Origin of the sequence: Pseudidiomarina marina, assembly GCF_003987045.1 — a bacterium.
Taxonomy (GTDB): Bacteria; Pseudomonadota; Gammaproteobacteria; order Enterobacterales; family Alteromonadaceae; genus Pseudidiomarina; species Pseudidiomarina marina.
Window position 1 is genome coordinate 307,089 of sequence record NZ_PIPZ01000001.1, and the last position, 15,769, is coordinate 322,857.

19 protein-coding genes are annotated in these 15,769 nt (G+C 46.9%); 9 read left to right on the forward strand and 10 right to left on the reverse strand.

The genetic code is table 11. From position 1 onward, the window contains the following. The first annotated feature begins 105 nt into the window (after positions 1–105). Positions 106–642, forward strand: coding sequence for a replication initiation negative regulator SeqA (gene seqA, locus CWI76_RS01395; protein WP_126758601.1), 537 nt, complete (start codon positions 106–108; stop codon positions 640–642). Continuing rightward, a complete protein-coding gene (pgm, locus tag CWI76_RS01400; protein WP_126758602.1) occupies positions 642–2,282 on the forward strand; it encodes a phosphoglucomutase (alpha-D-glucose-1,6-bisphosphate-dependent) in 1,641 nt (546 codons plus the stop codon). The genes seqA and pgm overlap by 1 nt, the downstream gene beginning before the upstream one ends. Here the strand turns inward: pgm and CWI76_RS01405 are convergent. After that, positions 2,279–3,595 (reverse strand): MFS transporter, encoded by a 1,317-nt coding sequence (locus tag CWI76_RS01405; RefSeq protein WP_126758603.1) that lies wholly within the window; start codon positions 3,593–3,595, stop codon positions 2,279–2,281. The genes pgm and CWI76_RS01405 overlap by 4 nt on opposite strands. 154 nt (positions 3,596–3,749) lie before the next feature. Here CWI76_RS01405 and CWI76_RS01410 point away from each other — a divergent pair, with 154 nt between their 5' ends. Beyond that, positions 3,750–4,829 carry a DUF2066 domain-containing protein gene (locus CWI76_RS01410; protein ID WP_157980791.1) on the forward strand — a complete coding sequence of 360 codons (1,080 nt, stop codon included), beginning with the start codon at positions 3,750–3,752 and terminating at the stop codon, positions 4,827–4,829. Continuing rightward, positions 4,826–5,509, forward strand: a complete 684-nt coding sequence (gene hda, locus CWI76_RS01415) for a DnaA regulatory inactivator Hda (RefSeq protein WP_198678545.1) — start codon at positions 4,826–4,828, stop codon at positions 5,507–5,509. Before CWI76_RS01410 ends, hda begins: the two co-directional genes overlap by 4 nt. Here hda and CWI76_RS01420 read toward each other — a convergent pair. Genes CWI76_RS01420 through arsC form a run of 3 tightly spaced genes read right to left on the reverse strand, consistent with a single transcriptional unit; the run spans position 5,506 to position 6,835 of the window. After that, the gene (locus tag CWI76_RS01420; RefSeq protein ID WP_126758605.1) at positions 5,506–5,898 is read right to left on the reverse strand and encodes a DUF2069 domain-containing protein; all 393 of its coding nucleotides are present in this window, start codon (positions 5,896–5,898) and stop codon (positions 5,506–5,508) included. The two genes, hda and CWI76_RS01420, sit on opposite strands and share 4 nt — an antisense overlap. Further along, entirely contained in the window at positions 5,895–6,482 is a 588-nt protein-coding gene (locus CWI76_RS01425; RefSeq protein ID WP_126758606.1) for a flavodoxin family protein, read from the reverse strand. Before CWI76_RS01425 ends, CWI76_RS01420 begins: the two co-directional genes overlap by 4 nt. After that, a complete protein-coding gene (gene arsC, locus CWI76_RS01430) occupies positions 6,479–6,835 on the reverse strand; it encodes an arsenate reductase (glutaredoxin) (RefSeq protein ID WP_126758607.1) in 357 nt (118 codons plus the stop codon). The genes CWI76_RS01425 and arsC overlap by 4 nt, the downstream gene beginning before the upstream one ends. Positions 6,836–6,882: 47 nt before the next feature. On the opposite strand from arsC, the gene CWI76_RS01435 reads away from it, so the two are divergent. Then, positions 6,883–7,353 (forward strand): TlpA family protein disulfide reductase, encoded by a 471-nt coding sequence (locus CWI76_RS01435; RefSeq protein ID WP_198678546.1) that lies wholly within the window; start codon positions 6,883–6,885, stop codon positions 7,351–7,353. 2 nt (positions 7,354–7,355) lie between these two features. On the opposite strand, the gene bepA is transcribed toward CWI76_RS01435, so the two are convergent. Beyond that, positions 7,356–8,804, reverse strand: coding sequence for a beta-barrel assembly-enhancing protease (gene bepA, locus CWI76_RS01440; protein WP_126758608.1), 1,449 nt, complete (start codon positions 8,802–8,804; stop codon positions 7,356–7,358). 157 nt (positions 8,805–8,961) lie between these two features. On the opposite strand from bepA, the gene CWI76_RS01445 reads away from it, so the two are divergent. After that, positions 8,962–10,041: an AI-2E family transporter gene (locus CWI76_RS01445; protein ID WP_126758609.1), complete on the forward strand. Its 1,080-nt coding sequence runs from the start codon at positions 8,962–8,964 to the stop codon at positions 10,039–10,041. Here CWI76_RS01445 and bcp read toward each other — a convergent pair. Continuing rightward, positions 10,038–10,508 (reverse strand): thioredoxin-dependent thiol peroxidase, encoded by a 471-nt coding sequence (gene bcp, locus CWI76_RS01450; protein ID WP_126758610.1) that lies wholly within the window; start codon positions 10,506–10,508, stop codon positions 10,038–10,040. The two genes, CWI76_RS01445 and bcp, sit on opposite strands and share 4 nt — an antisense overlap. 146 nt (positions 10,509–10,654) lie before the next feature. Here bcp and dapA point away from each other — a divergent pair, with 146 nt between their 5' ends. The 3 genes from dapA to purC are packed head-to-tail and all read left to right on the forward strand — an operon-like array spanning position 10,655 to position 13,359. Then, on the forward strand, positions 10,655–11,530 hold the full coding sequence (gene dapA, locus CWI76_RS01455; RefSeq protein WP_126758611.1) for a 4-hydroxy-tetrahydrodipicolinate synthase: 876 nt from the start codon (positions 10,655–10,657) through the stop codon (positions 11,528–11,530). A 12-nt stretch (positions 11,531–11,542) separates the two neighbouring features. Beyond that, complete coding sequence (bamC, locus tag CWI76_RS01460) at positions 11,543–12,601, forward strand: outer membrane protein assembly factor BamC (protein WP_126758612.1); 1,059 nt, start codon at positions 11,543–11,545, stop codon at positions 12,599–12,601. 44 nt (positions 12,602–12,645) lie between these two features. Next, positions 12,646–13,359 (forward strand): phosphoribosylaminoimidazolesuccinocarboxamide synthase, encoded by a 714-nt coding sequence (gene purC, locus CWI76_RS01465; RefSeq protein ID WP_126758613.1) that lies wholly within the window; start codon positions 12,646–12,648, stop codon positions 13,357–13,359. Here the strand turns inward: purC and CWI76_RS01470 are convergent. From CWI76_RS01470 to CWI76_RS01485, 4 genes are read right to left on the reverse strand one after another with little or no spacing between them, the layout of a single operon-like run. Next, a complete protein-coding gene (locus CWI76_RS01470) occupies positions 13,356–13,508 on the reverse strand; it encodes a DUF2897 family protein (protein ID WP_126758614.1) in 153 nt (50 codons plus the stop codon). The two genes, purC and CWI76_RS01470, sit on opposite strands and share 4 nt — an antisense overlap. After that, positions 13,496–14,212: a M15 family metallopeptidase gene (locus tag CWI76_RS01475; protein ID WP_126758615.1), complete on the reverse strand. Its 717-nt coding sequence runs from the start codon at positions 14,210–14,212 to the stop codon at positions 13,496–13,498. The genes CWI76_RS01470 and CWI76_RS01475 overlap by 13 nt, the downstream gene beginning before the upstream one ends. Next, positions 14,206–15,330, reverse strand: coding sequence for a succinyl-diaminopimelate desuccinylase (dapE, locus tag CWI76_RS01480; RefSeq protein ID WP_241967923.1), 1,125 nt, complete (start codon positions 15,328–15,330; stop codon positions 14,206–14,208). The genes CWI76_RS01475 and dapE overlap by 7 nt, the downstream gene beginning before the upstream one ends. After that, positions 15,330–15,683 carry an arsenate reductase gene (locus tag CWI76_RS01485; protein ID WP_126758616.1) on the reverse strand — a complete coding sequence of 118 codons (354 nt, stop codon included), beginning with the start codon at positions 15,681–15,683 and terminating at the stop codon, positions 15,330–15,332. Before CWI76_RS01485 ends, dapE begins: the two co-directional genes overlap by 1 nt. Between the last annotated feature and the right edge of the window lie 86 nt (positions 15,684–15,769).

Here is a 15,769-nt window from a genome sequence, read left to right on the forward strand (position 1 = left end):
GTTGAATTCCTGTACCCTAGCTGATGCTTGGGTATAATAGCGTGCAAAAGACGTGCCTTAAAGCACCATCCATATTTAATATAGCTAACGAGAAGCGATCGGCTAATGACCAAACGCATTGAAATTGATGACGAATTATACCGCTATATTGCCAGCCATACCCAACATATTGGCGAGAGTGCATCGGCAATATTGCGTCGCTTATTGGGGTTAGGGCCGGCTGAGCAAGCTACCGGACAACCGGTGATTGCAATGCCTGAGACAACGGATACAACCGCCAATGCCAGCAATGAAGGACTTGGACGCCGCACCATTTTTGATGTGATGACCCGTGCCGACCTCGCTGGTCAACGTAGCATTGTGGCTCGGTTTTTGTACATATTGAGCATGTTATATAAATGCCACAGTAAAAAGTTTGATGCAGTACTGCAAATTAGTGGACGCGATCGACAATATTTTGCAAAAACCGAAGCCGAGCTTGAAGCGTCAGGTACCAGTACGAATCCGAAGCAAATACCGGATGCGCCTTACTTTGTGGTGACCAACAATAACACGACGCGTAAGAAATCAATGTTAACCCAGGTGGCACTTGAACTGGGTTATTCGCAGGAACACGCAGAAAAAATTAGGGACTTTTTATAATGGCTTTGCATCCTCGCGCCGGCCAACCGGCAGCAGCTGAAGATCTAACGAACATTGCACAACTCGTGAGTGCTTATTTTGTTAACGAAGTCGACCCAAGGAATCCCCAACAGCAAGTAAAATTCGGCACATCGGGTCACCGTGGTTGCGCCCTAACTCGTTCATTTAACGAAGCCCATATACTTGCTATTAGCCAAGCTTTAGTAGCGTACCGTGAGGAGCAGGGCATCACAGGGCCACTGCTATTAGGACGCGACACCCATGCACTTTCCGAAGCGGCATATATGACAGCGCTTGAGGTGTTTATTGGCAATGGCATTGAAGTGCATATTCAAACAGACGATGGTTATACACCAACGCCGGTAATTAGCCATGCGATTTTACGCTATAACCGTGGCCGCACGAAAGACTTGTGCGATGGTGTGGTCATTACCCCGTCTCATAATCCACCAACGGATGGTGGCTTTAAATACAATCCACCCCATGGCGGCCCAGCCGATACCGATGCGACAAAAACCATTGAAAAGTATGCCAATGCGTTGTTGTCTTCAGAGTTGATGGGCGTCAACGCTGTTTCCTACGCTGAAGCACGTGCGAGCAAGAAGCTCAAGCAGGTTGATTGGCGTAAAACTTACATTGAGAGCTTGCATGAAGTTATTGATATGCAAGCGATTGCTGATGCGAAGTTGCGAATTGGTGTCGATGCAATGGGCGGCGCGGGTGCTGGTTACTGGGCACTGATTGCTGAGCATTATGGTCTGAATATCGAAGTTCATCATGCGGACGTTGACGCTAGCTTCCGCTTCATGAGCTTGGATAAAGACGGCAAAATTCGCATGGATTGTTCGTCTCCGTATGCGATGGCGAGCTTATTAAAACTCAAAGACCAATATGATATTGCGGTAGGTAACGACCCTGATTACGACCGTCATGGTATTGTGACGCCTACGCATGGCCTAATGAACCCGAATCATTATCTTGCCGTTGCCATCGATTATCTGTGTCAGCATCGCAGTTGGAAACCTGAGCTAGCGATTGGAAAAACACTCGTTTCTAGCGCCATGATTGATCGCGTGGTTGCAAAGCACCAACGCCAATTGCGTGAGATGCCGGTTGGTTTCAAATGGTTTGCTCAAGAGCTGTTTGCGGGAACTACAGCCTTTGGTGGTGAGGAAAGTGCTGGTGCGAGTTTCCTCGACCGTGCAGGGCAAGCCTGGTCGACCGATAAAGACGGGATTATTCTTGCTTTATTAGCAGCGGAGATTTGCGCAAAAACCGGAAAGAATCCAAGCCAATATTATGATGAACTCTGTGCAGAGTATGGCACTGCATATTACAAGCGTATTGATGTAGCCTCGTCGACAGAAATGAATGCTGGCTTCGGCAATATTCGTGCTTATAAACTCAAATTGACTGAGTTAGCAGGTGATGCAGTGACGGCGATCACTACCAAAGCACCAGCGAACGATGCATTAATTGGTGGCGTGAAAGTGACCACGGCAAATGGCTGGTTTGCCGCACGTCCATCCGGTACTGAGCCAGTTTATAAGATTTATTGCGAAAGTTTTGTGAGTGCCGAGCATCTTGATGAGTTGGCCGAACAAGCTCAGCAGTTGGTTACCAGTTGGGTGCAAGCTTAAGTGCTTGCACCGCCAGACGGACGCTGATCATTTTCCGGATCAGCGTCTAACTGCGCCTCTTGATATTCCTCATCTAACATTTCTTGTTCACTTGCCAATGTGGTGAGTAATTCATCAGACGTCTGCGTTGGCGCCAACATCGCGTATGCACTATGCGATTGGTCACCTGCTTTGGGTCGCTGGGTCACGCGATAGAGTGAGTAACCGCACACAATACTTGTTAACACCGTAATGAGTAAAAAGAAGTAATTTACCGCCCCAAACTGCATCAAGGCGGCTACCGATGGCGCGCCAATAATCGAGCCAATACCACCGACTTTGATGATGGCACCCGTTGCGCCAACCATTTGGTCTTTTTCTAAAAAGTCATTGGTATGCGCCATGCCTAACGAATATAACGGTAATGCGCAGGCGCCGAACAAGCCAACGCACAAGTAAATCAGCCAAGCTACGTTTGCATCTAATTGCGATAGCACGAACGCCATAATTGCTGCAGAACCAGCACAAAAGGCCATGACAATGCGACGGTCAATGCGGTCAGAGAGAAGCCCGATAGGGGCTTGAGCGAGCATTCCGCCGAGTATGAATGCTGCCATAAATAATGAAACTTGCGCCACCGATAGCCCAATGTAAGTTGCGTACATGGGGCCAATACCATAAAACATGGCGTAACAGGCCTGCATGATAAATGCGTTAACCATACCCAGAGGAACGAGTTTTAGAAGACTGCGAATAGCGACTTTGCGTGGTTCATGCGAAGTGGGTTCAACGGTTACACTAACTAATATCGGAATAAGAGATAGATTTATTAGTAATGCAACCAGTGCGAATGCGATAAATCCTGCCGGGTCGGTGATACCAAGAATAAGCTGACCGGCAACTAAGCCACCATAAATAAGTACGAGGTAAACCGAAAGTAGGGTACCGCGATTCTTGTTATCGGCCATGGTATTTAGCCAGCTCTCAACAATCACGAAGATTGCCGAGATAGCAAAACCGGTTAGAAAACGCATGACAAACCATACGATGGGGTCAATCCAGATGGCCTGAATCAATATCGATGCCGCAGCCAATGCCGCAAGCCCCCCAAAGGCGCGGATATATCCAACACGGCGAATATCTTTTGGTGCGCGGGTGGTGCCGAACAAAAAGCCAATGAAATACGCCGACATGATGATACCGGTGGTGAGCGTACCAAAGTTTTCAATAGTGGCACGTAAGCTCAAGAGCGTGCTGGTCATGCCGGTGCATATGCCAATAAGCGTGATACTCGTCAGCAGTGAGCTGATGGCGCGCAATTGTTGCTTAAGCATGAGGCATTCCTTGACTTGGTTTCGGTGTTTTTATTGGGCAAGTTTATCACGTTGGTAAATTTTCGGAAACGTCAAGAGGTTATCCACAGCTTGTTACTTGCGAGCAAGCATAGGGCTGTTTATGATGAGCACAAGATGTTGTGATGAGGTAGCTATGCGAACCCTAAAAATCGCCTTAATTGGATTCTTTTTAATCAGCTTTAACCTGCTGACACCGCTACGGACGGGGCATGCAGCAGTGGAGGTGAAGCAGCTTTATCAGGCTCGTGTAGCCGTAGAAAGCCAAACCGCTAGCGAACGTAACGAAGCTTTGCGCACTGCGCTAACGAATACATTGTTGAAAGTTTCCGGTGATGATGCGGTTCTTGAGCATGAATCGGTGCAATTAGCATTGCAAAATGTGCGTAATTTTGTGGTTCAATACGGTTATCAACAAGAAGCTGAAGAATTGCTGTTATGGGTTCAGTTTGACCAGCCACAAATCGATCGTGTAATTCAGCAGGCCGACTCCGGTGTATGGAGCAGTCGACGCCCAGAGTTATTATTTTGGGTAGTGGCGGAAGATGAGAATTTACAGCGCCAAATATTAGGTGGCGGTGACGATTGGCCGGTAATCAATGAACTTAAAACGGCGGCAGAAACACGTGGACTGCCGGTTAAATTACCGTTACTCGATTTAAACGATTCAATGAGTCTTTCTGTCGTTGATTTGTGGGCGCGATTTGAAGATCGCATCGCCTTTGCTAGCAGTCGTTATGATACCGACGGGGTAGTAGTCGCTCGCATGTATCAAGCTGATAGTGCCGTCACCGACGATGACTGGATGCTCGATTGGACATTAGTGTTGGGTGGTATTCGCTGGCGCGGCGAAGTGACCGCAATGCAGCCAGAACAGCTAGGAAGCATGTTGGTTGCAGATGTTACGCAACAATTATCACAGCGCTTTCGCATCGGTAGCAATGCAGAGATGGCGGGAACATGGCGGATAAAAGTGCGCGAGCTTAGCCAATTCATGGATGTATTAAAAGCAGAAAAGTTATTGCTTGAACTACCTTCAGTCAATCGTGTTCAGCTTATTCAATACGGCGAGCATGAAGCCGAGTTTGAATTGTTTATCCAAACAGATGTAGCCCAAATCATGCAGGCCATCGACTTAAGTAAACCGTTTACAGCGGTAAACCCAGATCGTCGCTCTGAGTTTGAAATGCCAATATATCGTTGGAGCCAATCTTGAGTGCAATTGCCCAGCTTCCATTAGCGATTCAATTACCTGATGATGAAACCTTCGCGACATTTGTGCGCGGGTCAAATCACGAGTTGGTGCAAGTTTTACAGAATCTGCCAAAGGGATTGGTCTATTTATGGGGTGCTGACGGGGTTGGTAAAAGTCATTTGTTGCATGCTCTGTGCGCCACGGCTGAAGATACAGTCATGTATGTGCCGTTGGCGGAGTTACATGATCAAGTGCAGCCACAAATATTACAGGGTTTAGAACATTACTCACTTATTTGCCTCGATGATCTAGATGCTATTAGTACGAGTGAATCATGGTGTTTTGAATTGTTCGCGCTGTTAAACCGTGTGAAAGATGCGGGGCAGGGAAGCATTGTGGTGACCGCGAAACATGCGCCGAGTCATCTTCAAGTAGCTTTGGCTGATGTGCATTCGCGTTTGCAATGGGGATTGAGTATGCATGTCCATGCCTTGAATGACGACGAGAAAGTACGAGCCCTACAAGTGCGTGCTAAAGCGCTTGGATTGCATTTAGGACAGGAAGCTGCACAGTTTATGGTGCAGCGATTAGGGCGGGATATGCGTAGTTTATTATCATGCCTCGCCCGATTAGATCGGGCGTCGATTGCAGCTAAACGGCGTTTAACCATTCCATTTATAAAAGATGTTTTGGCTATTTAGTTGCTATCTTTAAGTTTCTTCAAACCTAAACCAAGCGCCTTACCTTGGCGTCGTGCATACCATGTGCAACCTACAAACGCGGCACTAGTTAATAGTAATTCCGCTAGCGCAAATCCACGTTGTTCCGGTGCAACATACAGCATGGTGAGACTATGCAAAAAATACCACATGAGAATGAAGTTGGTCCACGCGTAGGTGTACGGTTTGCCACGCAGCATGCCTGGTAACGCGAACAATAGCGGAACGACCCACAGCCCCAGTCGAAAAACCAAACTAAACTCACTATCCCGCTGACACCAAACTTGCCAAATAATCATTAACGCTAATAAACCGAGATAACTTGCCAGAGCAAGGAATCGAATTTGCCGAGTTTTTTGATCGAGGTTCATAACTTACCCTGTGTACGTGCAGTTTTTAATGCAAAGGCTGCCACTGTGACTCGTTGCCCTAGTGCAACGGCGGCCTGATATTCATGTTCTGTTAGGTGTTTACCATGACCATGCTCAACATGGCTTGCGCCATACGGTGATGCACCGGATTGGGTTTGCTGAATTGCTGGCTCAGTATAAGGAATGCCGCATAATAACATGCCGTGGTGTAACAGCGGCACCCCCATTGACAGCAGAGTCGATTCTTGGCCGCTATGCATACTGCTACCCGAAGTAAAGACTGCTGCTGGTTTACCTTCGAGCTCACCTTTGAGCCAAGTGACACTGGTTTGCTCCCAAAACTGTTGTAATGCACTTGCCATGTGTCCAAATCGCACAGGACTGCCAAGAATCAAACCATCGCACTGCTTGAGCTCGTCTTGACTAATTTCTAGGTCACGCTGACTTGCTGGGTCGCCGGCACCTGTAACGGTGCGCATCAATGGCTCGCCGCCGGCCTTTAATACGCCGTCCGCAATAGCATCAGCCAGCGTTTGGGTGGCGCCACTGCGACTATAGTAAAGAATGATAATACTGGCACTCATTCTGGCAAAATCTCGAGTACCGCTTCAGGTGGACGTCCTAAGCGAGCTTGATTACCAACCACGACAATAGGGCGCTCGATAAGCTTCGGATGTTCAGCCATGGCTTTTATTAGCTTTTTTTCATCTTGTTCATTGGCCAAATCGAGTGTTTTATACGTATCTTCTTTGGAGCGCATCAATTCTCGCGCTGAAATAAATCCGAGTTGTTGTATCAAGGTCTGAATTTCTGTCACACTAGGCGGAGTTTTAAGATACTCAACTATCTCTGGTTCAATGTTATGTTGTTCGAGTAGTTGTAGGGTTTGGCGGCTCTTAGAGCAACGTGGGTTATGATAAATCGTGACCTGTGCCATAACTATGAATCCTCTAGTAAATAATGCGTTAGCTTAAGGGAAACTCTATGCGTTGTCGATTTTTGCCAGTTGCAATGCTGGCGTCTGCAGTATTTTTGAGCGGCTGTGAGCCGGCACCTGATTTTCATACCGACACTGCTGGTAGTCATAGCTGGCAACAGCTCGAAGGTGGTTATGTTGTGGTCAACTACTTTGCTGAGTGGTGTGCGCCATGCTTGCGTGAGCTACCTGAGTTAAATGAGTTTCATGAACTTTACGGCGATCAGGTGACATTACTGGGTGTTAGTTTTGACGGGTTGAATAATGAGGAACTTGCGGCGTTGCGAGCGGAATATGATATTCAATTCCCTTTAATTCAAAACGAACCTGTGCCGATGTTGCCATTTACCCAGCCAAATGCCTTACCGGCGACTTTTGTGGTCACGCCAAGTGGTGAAATTAAAGGCCCGTTGCTTGGTGAACAAACCTTAGCGAGCCTGGCAAAAGCAACCGGCTTGGAGTTAAAAGAAGCACACTAAATTTACGAACTGAGCTTCTGTAATAACTGTTTTTGTTCCATTAATTGTTCAATGCGCGCTTGCAAGCGCCGTTTTTCAATTTCCAAGCCACTTTGCTTGTGCGCTTTATGCAAGTGGTCAATCGCTTGATCAAAAGCCCCATGCAATGCCGCAAGCTCGGCTTGGGTTTCGTGCATTGAACTGCTGTTGCCGTTTAATCGGTAGGCGGTTGCTAATAAATCAAGCGCCAGTACATTGTTTTGGTGACGCTCTAAAAATTCTCGTAATAATGTAATAGCTAGCTCGAATTGTTTTGCTTCAACAGCAACGTTGGCAAAGTTTAGCGTAATTGTTTGCTCGTTAGGCTGGCGCATATAAGCGTTTTCGAGCATTGCCAAGGCATCGTCATAACGATTCTGTGCTAATAAAATATCGCTTTGAACGTCAATGAAAAAGGTATTCATGGGGTCGCGTTTTAGTAACGACGCTAAGACATCTTCGGCTTCTTCTGAACGCCGATTATCCAATAGTACAATTGCCAGCGCATAGGTTGCGGCAATTTTCACCTGATCATTTGGCGCCGTCTCCATTTGTCGCCGTAATTCCGCTTCACTGAGCTGCCGGAGGTGACGTGCCTGTATTCGATACTTCGCTAGTAAAAAAGAGAGTGAATCACGAACTTCAGGGCGACTCATCGATTCGGCGCGAGCTCGCATGTCAGCCAAACGGTTCTCACTGTACGGGTGCGTTAATAAAATTTCAGGTGGGCGAGAGGTATAGCGATATTTCTCGCTCAAACGACCGAAGAAGTCAGGTGAACCCATTGGGTCAAAGCCCGAATTGACCAGAATTGAAAGACCAATACGGTCGGCTTCTTGCTCAAATTGCCGCGTATAATTTATTTGCATTTGCTGCGATACGCCCATGGTGCCGGTTAACGCAGCCATACCCAGTTGCGGGTTAATGACAGCCAAAATTACTGACCCTAACATGGCCGCCATGGTTGTTGGTGAAGCATTCGACATACGTTCCATGTTACGAACAATATGACGTTGTGAAACGTGAGCAATCTCGTGAGCTAGCACCGCAGCTAGTTCGCTCTCGGTTTGAGCTTCTGAAATTAACCCCGTATGAACACCAATGTATCCGCCAAAGAATGCGAACGCATTGATATCTTTTTGATTCACCCAGAAAAAGTTAAATGGAAAGCGCACACCGTCAGCTTCTCGAACCATGCGAGAACCGATGTCGCGTAAATACTCATCTAAGACAGGGTCGCCGACTAACGGAGCCTGCGCCCGCAACTGACGCATATACATATCGCCATAAATGCGCTCGCGGTCAATAGTCATTACGGCTGCGCCAGCTGTTCCAATTTCTGGAATGCGATCTTGGGCATGAGTGGTATTAGCACTCGTGGCTAAAGTAAGAGCGAGAGCGATTGCTGCGATTGTTCCGATAAACTGCTTCATTTTATACGCCTAATTAACCTGCTGCTTCGAGTATAAAATTGTGAAAAGGTTCCCGTTTTCATCGCGCAGCTCTGTTACTCTGGTACGTTCAAAGCTATGATGTGGTATCTATGGGTAGCATGCAATATCTTTACCCGAATTTTTGGAGTTGCAACAAATGTTTGATTACTTAAAACAATGGTATAACCGCAAGTTTTCAGACCCAGATGCGGTCACGTTGTTTTTGCTGTTATTGACTACGTTTGCGCTGATTATTTTGTTCAGCGATATATTGGCGCCCATATTAGTTGCCTTGGTATTGGCATACCTCCTTGAGTGGCCGGTGCAACGATTAGAACGCACCGGAATACCCCGATTGAGTGCTGTTGGTATTGTGTTTCTTAGCTTTGTTGCACTCAACGTTGTCTTATTGCTTTTTTTGGTACCCGTTATTTGGCAGCAGTCAGTAGCGCTGGTTGGCGAGTTGCCACAAATGTTTGCCCAAGTAAAAGTACTACTGAACCGACTGCCAGAGATGTTTCCTGAATACATTAGCCAAGCCAACATTAATACGTTTATTGAAACGACAACGAGCAGAGCACTGCTATTTGGTGAAACATTATTAAGCCAATCGTTGGGTCGTATTGTGGGCATCATGGCATTATTGATTTATTTGATTATTGTGCCTTTACTGGTGTTTTTTATGCTGAAGGATAAACACCAACTTTTGCGTCATGTGAGCCGCATCTTACCCAGCAACCGTCGTTTGATTGCCCAAGTCAGCGATGAAATGAATATGCAAATTATGAATTATATTCGCGGTAAGGCTGTCGAAGTTGTTGTGGTCGGTGTGTTTACCTATCTGTGCTTTGCTTTTTTTGAGTTGCGTTACGCCGCGTTACTCGCTGTGCTTGTCGGGTTTTCCGTATTAATTCCTTATATTGGTGCTGCGGTTGTGACACTTCCAGTTTTTCTCGTGGCATTGTTCCAATTTGGTTGGACTGGCATGTTTGCTTGGGTCATGGTGGTTTATCTGATTATTCAAGCGTTAGACGGCAACTTATTGGTGCCGCTCTTGTTTTCCGAAGTTGTTAATTTAAACCCAGTTTATATCATTGCTGCGGTGCTAGTATTTGGCGGGCTATGGGGCTTTTGGGGCGTGTTCTTTGCAATCCCGTTGGCTAGCTTGGTAAAAGCCGTGATTACAGCGTTATCTACCAAGCCAGAACCAACCGAATTGCTGGAAGACAAAAATTAGGCGTCTGCGAGATAATCTAAGACCACTTGATGATGATCTTTGGTTTTGAATTTATCAAACACATGGGCAATGTTGCCGTCTTGGTTGATTAGAAAACTGATACGATGCAAACCGTCATATTCGCGACCCATGAATTTTTTCAGGCCCCAGACACCAAACGCTTCGGCAACCTGATGATCAACGTCGCTTAACAAGGTGAAGTTGAGTTGGTCACGTTCAGTGAACTTGGCTAACCGTTTTGGTTCATCGGTACTGATACCAACCACTTGCACATTATGTTCGCGCAATTGTTGTTGATGATCGCGAAGCTGCTGGGCTTGAACTGTGCAGCCCGGTGTCATTGCTTTAGGGTAAAAATAAACAAGAACACGGCCTTTTTTGAGCAAGTCAGCGAGTGCAACAGACTGCTCATTTGCATCAAGAAGGGTAAATTGAGGTGCTTTATCACCTGCTTTTAAAGTATTCATAATCGCTCCGTTCCATCGCGTGTGAATATTTATATACGAGGCAATCATGATAAAAGATGCATTGGCATGAAGCAAAGCCTGTGCCAGCCTTGTCATTAGCATGTGGTAAAAGTACCATGAGACGTACATTAAAGATTGGGGGCAATATGTTAACAGGTAGTATCGTCGCACTCGTGACGCCGTTTACACATCAAGGCAACGTTGATTTTAATGCTCTGGAAGAGCTAGTGAACTGGCACTGCAAAGCAGGCACTGATGCGATTGTGGCGATGGGAACAACGGGTGAATCTGCCACAATGAGTCACGAAGAGCATATCATGGTGGTGGCGGCTGTGGCGGAGATTGCAGACGGCCGTATTTCTGTGATTGCCGGTAACGGGTCGAACGCAACCGCTGAGGCGGTGATGCTCACGGAGCGGATGAGTAGCTTGCCCATTCAAGGTTTTTTGAACGTTAACCCCTATTACAACAAGCCGTCTCAGCGCGGCTTATTAGCGCACTATAAAGCCTGCGCGGAAGCTTCAGAGTTACCGCAGTTGTTGTACAACGTACCAGGGCGCACAGCGTCTGATATTCTGCCGGAGCAAGTAGCAGAACTGGCACAAATTCCAAATATCGTTGGCATTAAAGAAGCGACAGGTGATGTTGCTCGAGTTGAGTTATTACGTAAACTCTGCGGCGACGACTTCATCTTGTTGAGCGGCGATGACCCGACCGGTTGCGAGTTTATGTTGTTGGGTGGACACGGCGTTATTAGTGTTACCGCCAACGTGGTGCCAGAAAAAATGAAAGCGATGGTTGTCGCCGCAACAGCAGGTGATGCCGCAACAGCGAAAGCAATTGACGCTGAAATGGCCAGTATTCATGAGGCGATGTTTGTGCAATCGAACCCAATTCCAGTGAAATGGGCGCTTGCGCAAATGGGCAAATTAGAAGCGAATTATCGATTACCGATGACGGAACCGGAACTTCCGCAGCAACAACATATCGAACAAACATTAAAACAAGCAGGTTTAATCTAAAGCGGAGTAATAATGAAAGCTAATTTATTGGTACTAGCAGGTGCTGCCACGGTACTTGCTAGTGCATGTACGTTTACCCCTAAACAACAAGCAGAAGGTAAGTTTGATTACACTGAGCTTGCCGTCGAAGGTTCAATTCAACCTGCACCAAATAAACAACTACCGGAACCGACCAATCGTTACACAGTGCCGGATGCAGAACGTTCAGGACCGATCGGAACAGCTGTGCCAATCTTAGCACCGAAATTAGTGTGGCCAGTGGCTGATGGTAGCCGAGTTGAAGAGGCGGAAGATCAAGTTCGTATTTATTTTGATGAGCTTGATGGGATGTCCGATATCGAACAGTATGTCTGGCAGGGGGCACTGCAGGCCTTACGGATGCGAAATATCGGCGTCACTGAGCAGGTTAATCGTCAAAGTATTCAAACAGATTGGGTGGTTGAGACGTTTGTATACGGTGAAGATGAAGAGGAAGTAAGTATTCGCCGCCGTTTCCGGTTTGATTTTGCAACCGCAGAACATGGCAGAACAACGGCGGTTAATAGCTCGGTTATAGAACGTCAATTAACAGCCGAGGATACCGTTGAAATTGACAATAGCTACCTTGATTTCCGTGATCGTGATGCCGCCACTACAGCACTCAACATGGTGATTAGTGAAATTGCGATTACGCAACAAACGGGTGTTGCCGATGTTGATGATGAAGGCGCTGTGCTTGTTGATATGGGCTTTGATGAAGACGGCTATGCAAGCTTTATTATGGGCGCTAGCTTCAGTTATACCTGGGCATTGATGCGAGACGTGTTGCCAGAAGTAGGTTTTAAAGTTGACGATTATAACCGTGAAATCGGTCGCTTTTATGTTACTTACGAACTTGAAGAATCATTCTGGGGTGGTCGTTCCGACGGGAAACTAGAATTACCTGAAGGCGCCTATGAAGTGAAAGTAACCGGCGATGCGAAGCGCACATCGATTACTCTGTTCCGTGACCGAGAAGCGTTAAGTGCGGACGAAGTGATGCAAATTTTTGCACCGTTTGCTGCTGAAATTCGCACCCAAAGTGGCGTATAATATCGCCACTTTAATTCGCTAACTGTTCGGAGATACAGCTGCTCATGGAAAAACGTACTGAATTGTATCGGGGTAAGGCCAAGACCGTATTTACCACGGATAACCCTGAACGCTTAATTCTTCAGTTCCGCAACGATACCTCAGCCTTTGATGGTGAGAAAGTTGAGCAGCTGGATCGCAAAGGTATGGTGAACAATAAGTTCAACAACTTCATCATGGCGAAGCTTGAAGATGCAGGCATTCCAACTCAATTGGATCAAGTATTGAGCGATACGGAAACATTGGTTAAAAAGCTAGCGATGATTCCAGTTGAATGCGTTATTCGGAATTATGCGGCAGGTTCTTTAGTGCGCCGTTTAGGAGTAACCGAAGGGCAGGAGTTGAATCCACCAACGTTCGAACAGTTTTTGAAAAACGATGCGCTACATGACCCAATGATCAACGAATCTCTGGCAATCAGTTTCGGGTGGGCAACCGCTGAGCAGTTGGCACAAATGAAGGCGCTTACTTTCAAAGTAAACGACGTACTGAAAAAGTTGTTTGACGACGCTGGTATGTTGTTGGTTGATTTTAAACTTGAATTTGGTGTCGACGGCGATGGCAATATTGTCTTGGGCGATGAGTTTAGTCCAGATGGTTGCCGTTTGTGGGACAAAGAAACGCGTAAAAAGCTTGATAAAGATCGGTTCCGTCAAGGTCTAGGCGGTGTTGTTGAAGCTTATGAAGAGGTGGCTGCACGGTTGGGCGTTCCGCTTTAATCGTCACGCCAATCATCGTCATCTGAATCATCTTGATGCCGTTGCTGTTTATCTTTCAGCGACGGCATTTTTATATGTGCGGTATGTTTTAACAGCATTAAATTACCGACAATAATGCCAACCGCAAGTAAAATCATTAACCAAACCATATATCACCTGATGTGATATCTGCATTGCAGATACTGTCAATATAACGATGCTTAATTTCAGCCAGTTGCTCAATGACGTATTCGCGCCCAGCTACATCATACTTGGTTAGTACGTTGGTAAGCTGCTCAACGTTTATCTCCGCGTGTGCTTGGTTAGCCAGATGTTGTTGGCTAAGATGCCAAGGCTCGGCTGCAACGCCGCCTTGATAGCGTGCATATGGGAAGAAAAAACCAAAATCGCGAGCATGTTTTATTAACCATTGATGTAGCTCATAACACGGCCCAGATTCTTGGTACTCTGCCGGAATTAATTCGAGTTTGCGCTCACCGGTGGAAAATGGCGTCGGATCGTACACATCAAAGTCAGTACCCCAATGATGTCGAGAAGCGCCGGGTAGCGCTGACCAAGTTAATATCGCTTCAATTTTTTCACCTACCGAGAGGTTTGTCGCATCGAGTAACTCGCCGCGATCATTATACAGCGGCGCTTCGCCATTGAATTTTCGGTTCCAAATGGTGCGTTGACGCTCAAAATCACGAAAAGCAGAAGCAATTGCCATGGTTATTCCAGCGTCGGCTGCAGCGTCGCGCATGGCAATATAAGCTTGCGCAACGGGTTCCTGTAGGCGCACACCATCGCGTTCACCTGCGATCTGTTCGGTATGGTTAGAGTTAATACCGTACAACTGCTCAAGGGTTAACATAATAGGTTCTCAAGGACTTTTTCGTAAACTCGCGTCAATGTATCTAAATCCTCTTCGCTGACACATTCATTCACTTTATGAATTGTGGCGTTCACTGGCCCTAACTCGATGACTTGGGCTCCTGTTGGCGCAATAAAGCGACCATCCGAGGTGCCGCCAGCAGTGGATAACTCTGGAAGTCGGCCGGTAAATTCCGCGATAGCCTTCACCGTCGCATCAACCAATTCACCGGATTCGGTTAAAAACGGCTCGCCATTGAGTTTCCACGTTAACGAATAGTCTAAATTGTGGTGCTCAACAATGTCGATGACGCGCTGTTTAAGTTGTTCTGAGGTTGATTCCGTACTGAAACGAAAATTGAACTGAACATGCAGTTCGCCAGGAATAACGTTGCCAGCGCCAGTTCCTGCTTGAATATTGGAAATTTGAAAACTGGTTGGTGGAAACGAATCGTTACCGTCATCCCAATGCGAATGCGCTAGCTCGGCTAAAGCCGATGATGCCATATGTATTGGATTTTCAGCTAAATGGGGGTAGGCAACGTGCCCTTGAATACCAAACACGATTAAATCTCCGGTAAGGCTACCACGGCGACCATTTTTGACCACATCACCAAGTTCCGCTGTACTCGATGGTTCGCCAACCAGACACCAAGTTATTTTTTCTTGCCGTGCTTCAAGCGTTTCGACGACTTTCGGCGTACCGTTTATAAAAGGGCCTTCTTCGTCACTGGTGATAAGAAATGCAATACTGCCTTTATGATTCGGGTGGCTTGCGACAAACCGTTCAGTGGCAACCACCATCGCCGCCAAGCTGCCCTTCATATCAGCGGCGCCACGGCCGTATATATAGCCGTCTTTTCGCGTCGCCGAGAATGGTGGATAGATCCAAGCATGTTCGGCTCCTGCAGGTACCACGTCGGTGTGGCCGGCGAAACAAAACACGGGTCCATCGGTACCCCGACGAGCCCATAAATTCGTTGTATCTTCAAACACCATGGTTTCTAATCGAAAGCCGAGCTGCGCCAGACGTTGACCAATAAGTTCTTGGCAGCCTTCGTCATTTGGCGTAACCGATGGGCGTTGGATTAACTCACAGGTGAGGGCAACTGTATCCACTAGCGCTGCTCCAATGCAGACTGCCACAGCTTTTCATTAAAGCCCGCAGATAACGTACCATGACAATCCAATAGGGGGCGTTTCATTAGCGTTGGGTGCTCTTGCAATAGGCGCACCGCATCCTCGTTGGTCGCTATTTGTTGTTGCTCAGCACTGAGTTGCCGCCATGCCGTACTGCGTTTGTTAATAACGGTATCGCTACCAAGTTGCTCTAGCCAAACAGCAATAGTACTCGTTGGAACTGGCTCAGCGCGCACATCATGGAAATGAAACGTAACCTGTTGTTGCTCGAGCCATTTGCGTGCTTTGCGAACCGTATCGCAATTAGGAATACCGTAAACTGTAATACTCATGTGTCGATTTTCTCTTTCTTGTAAAACATCTGTAGGCGCATTGTGACAAAGCCGCTGTGAATTCTCCACAATTTATGTGGATAACT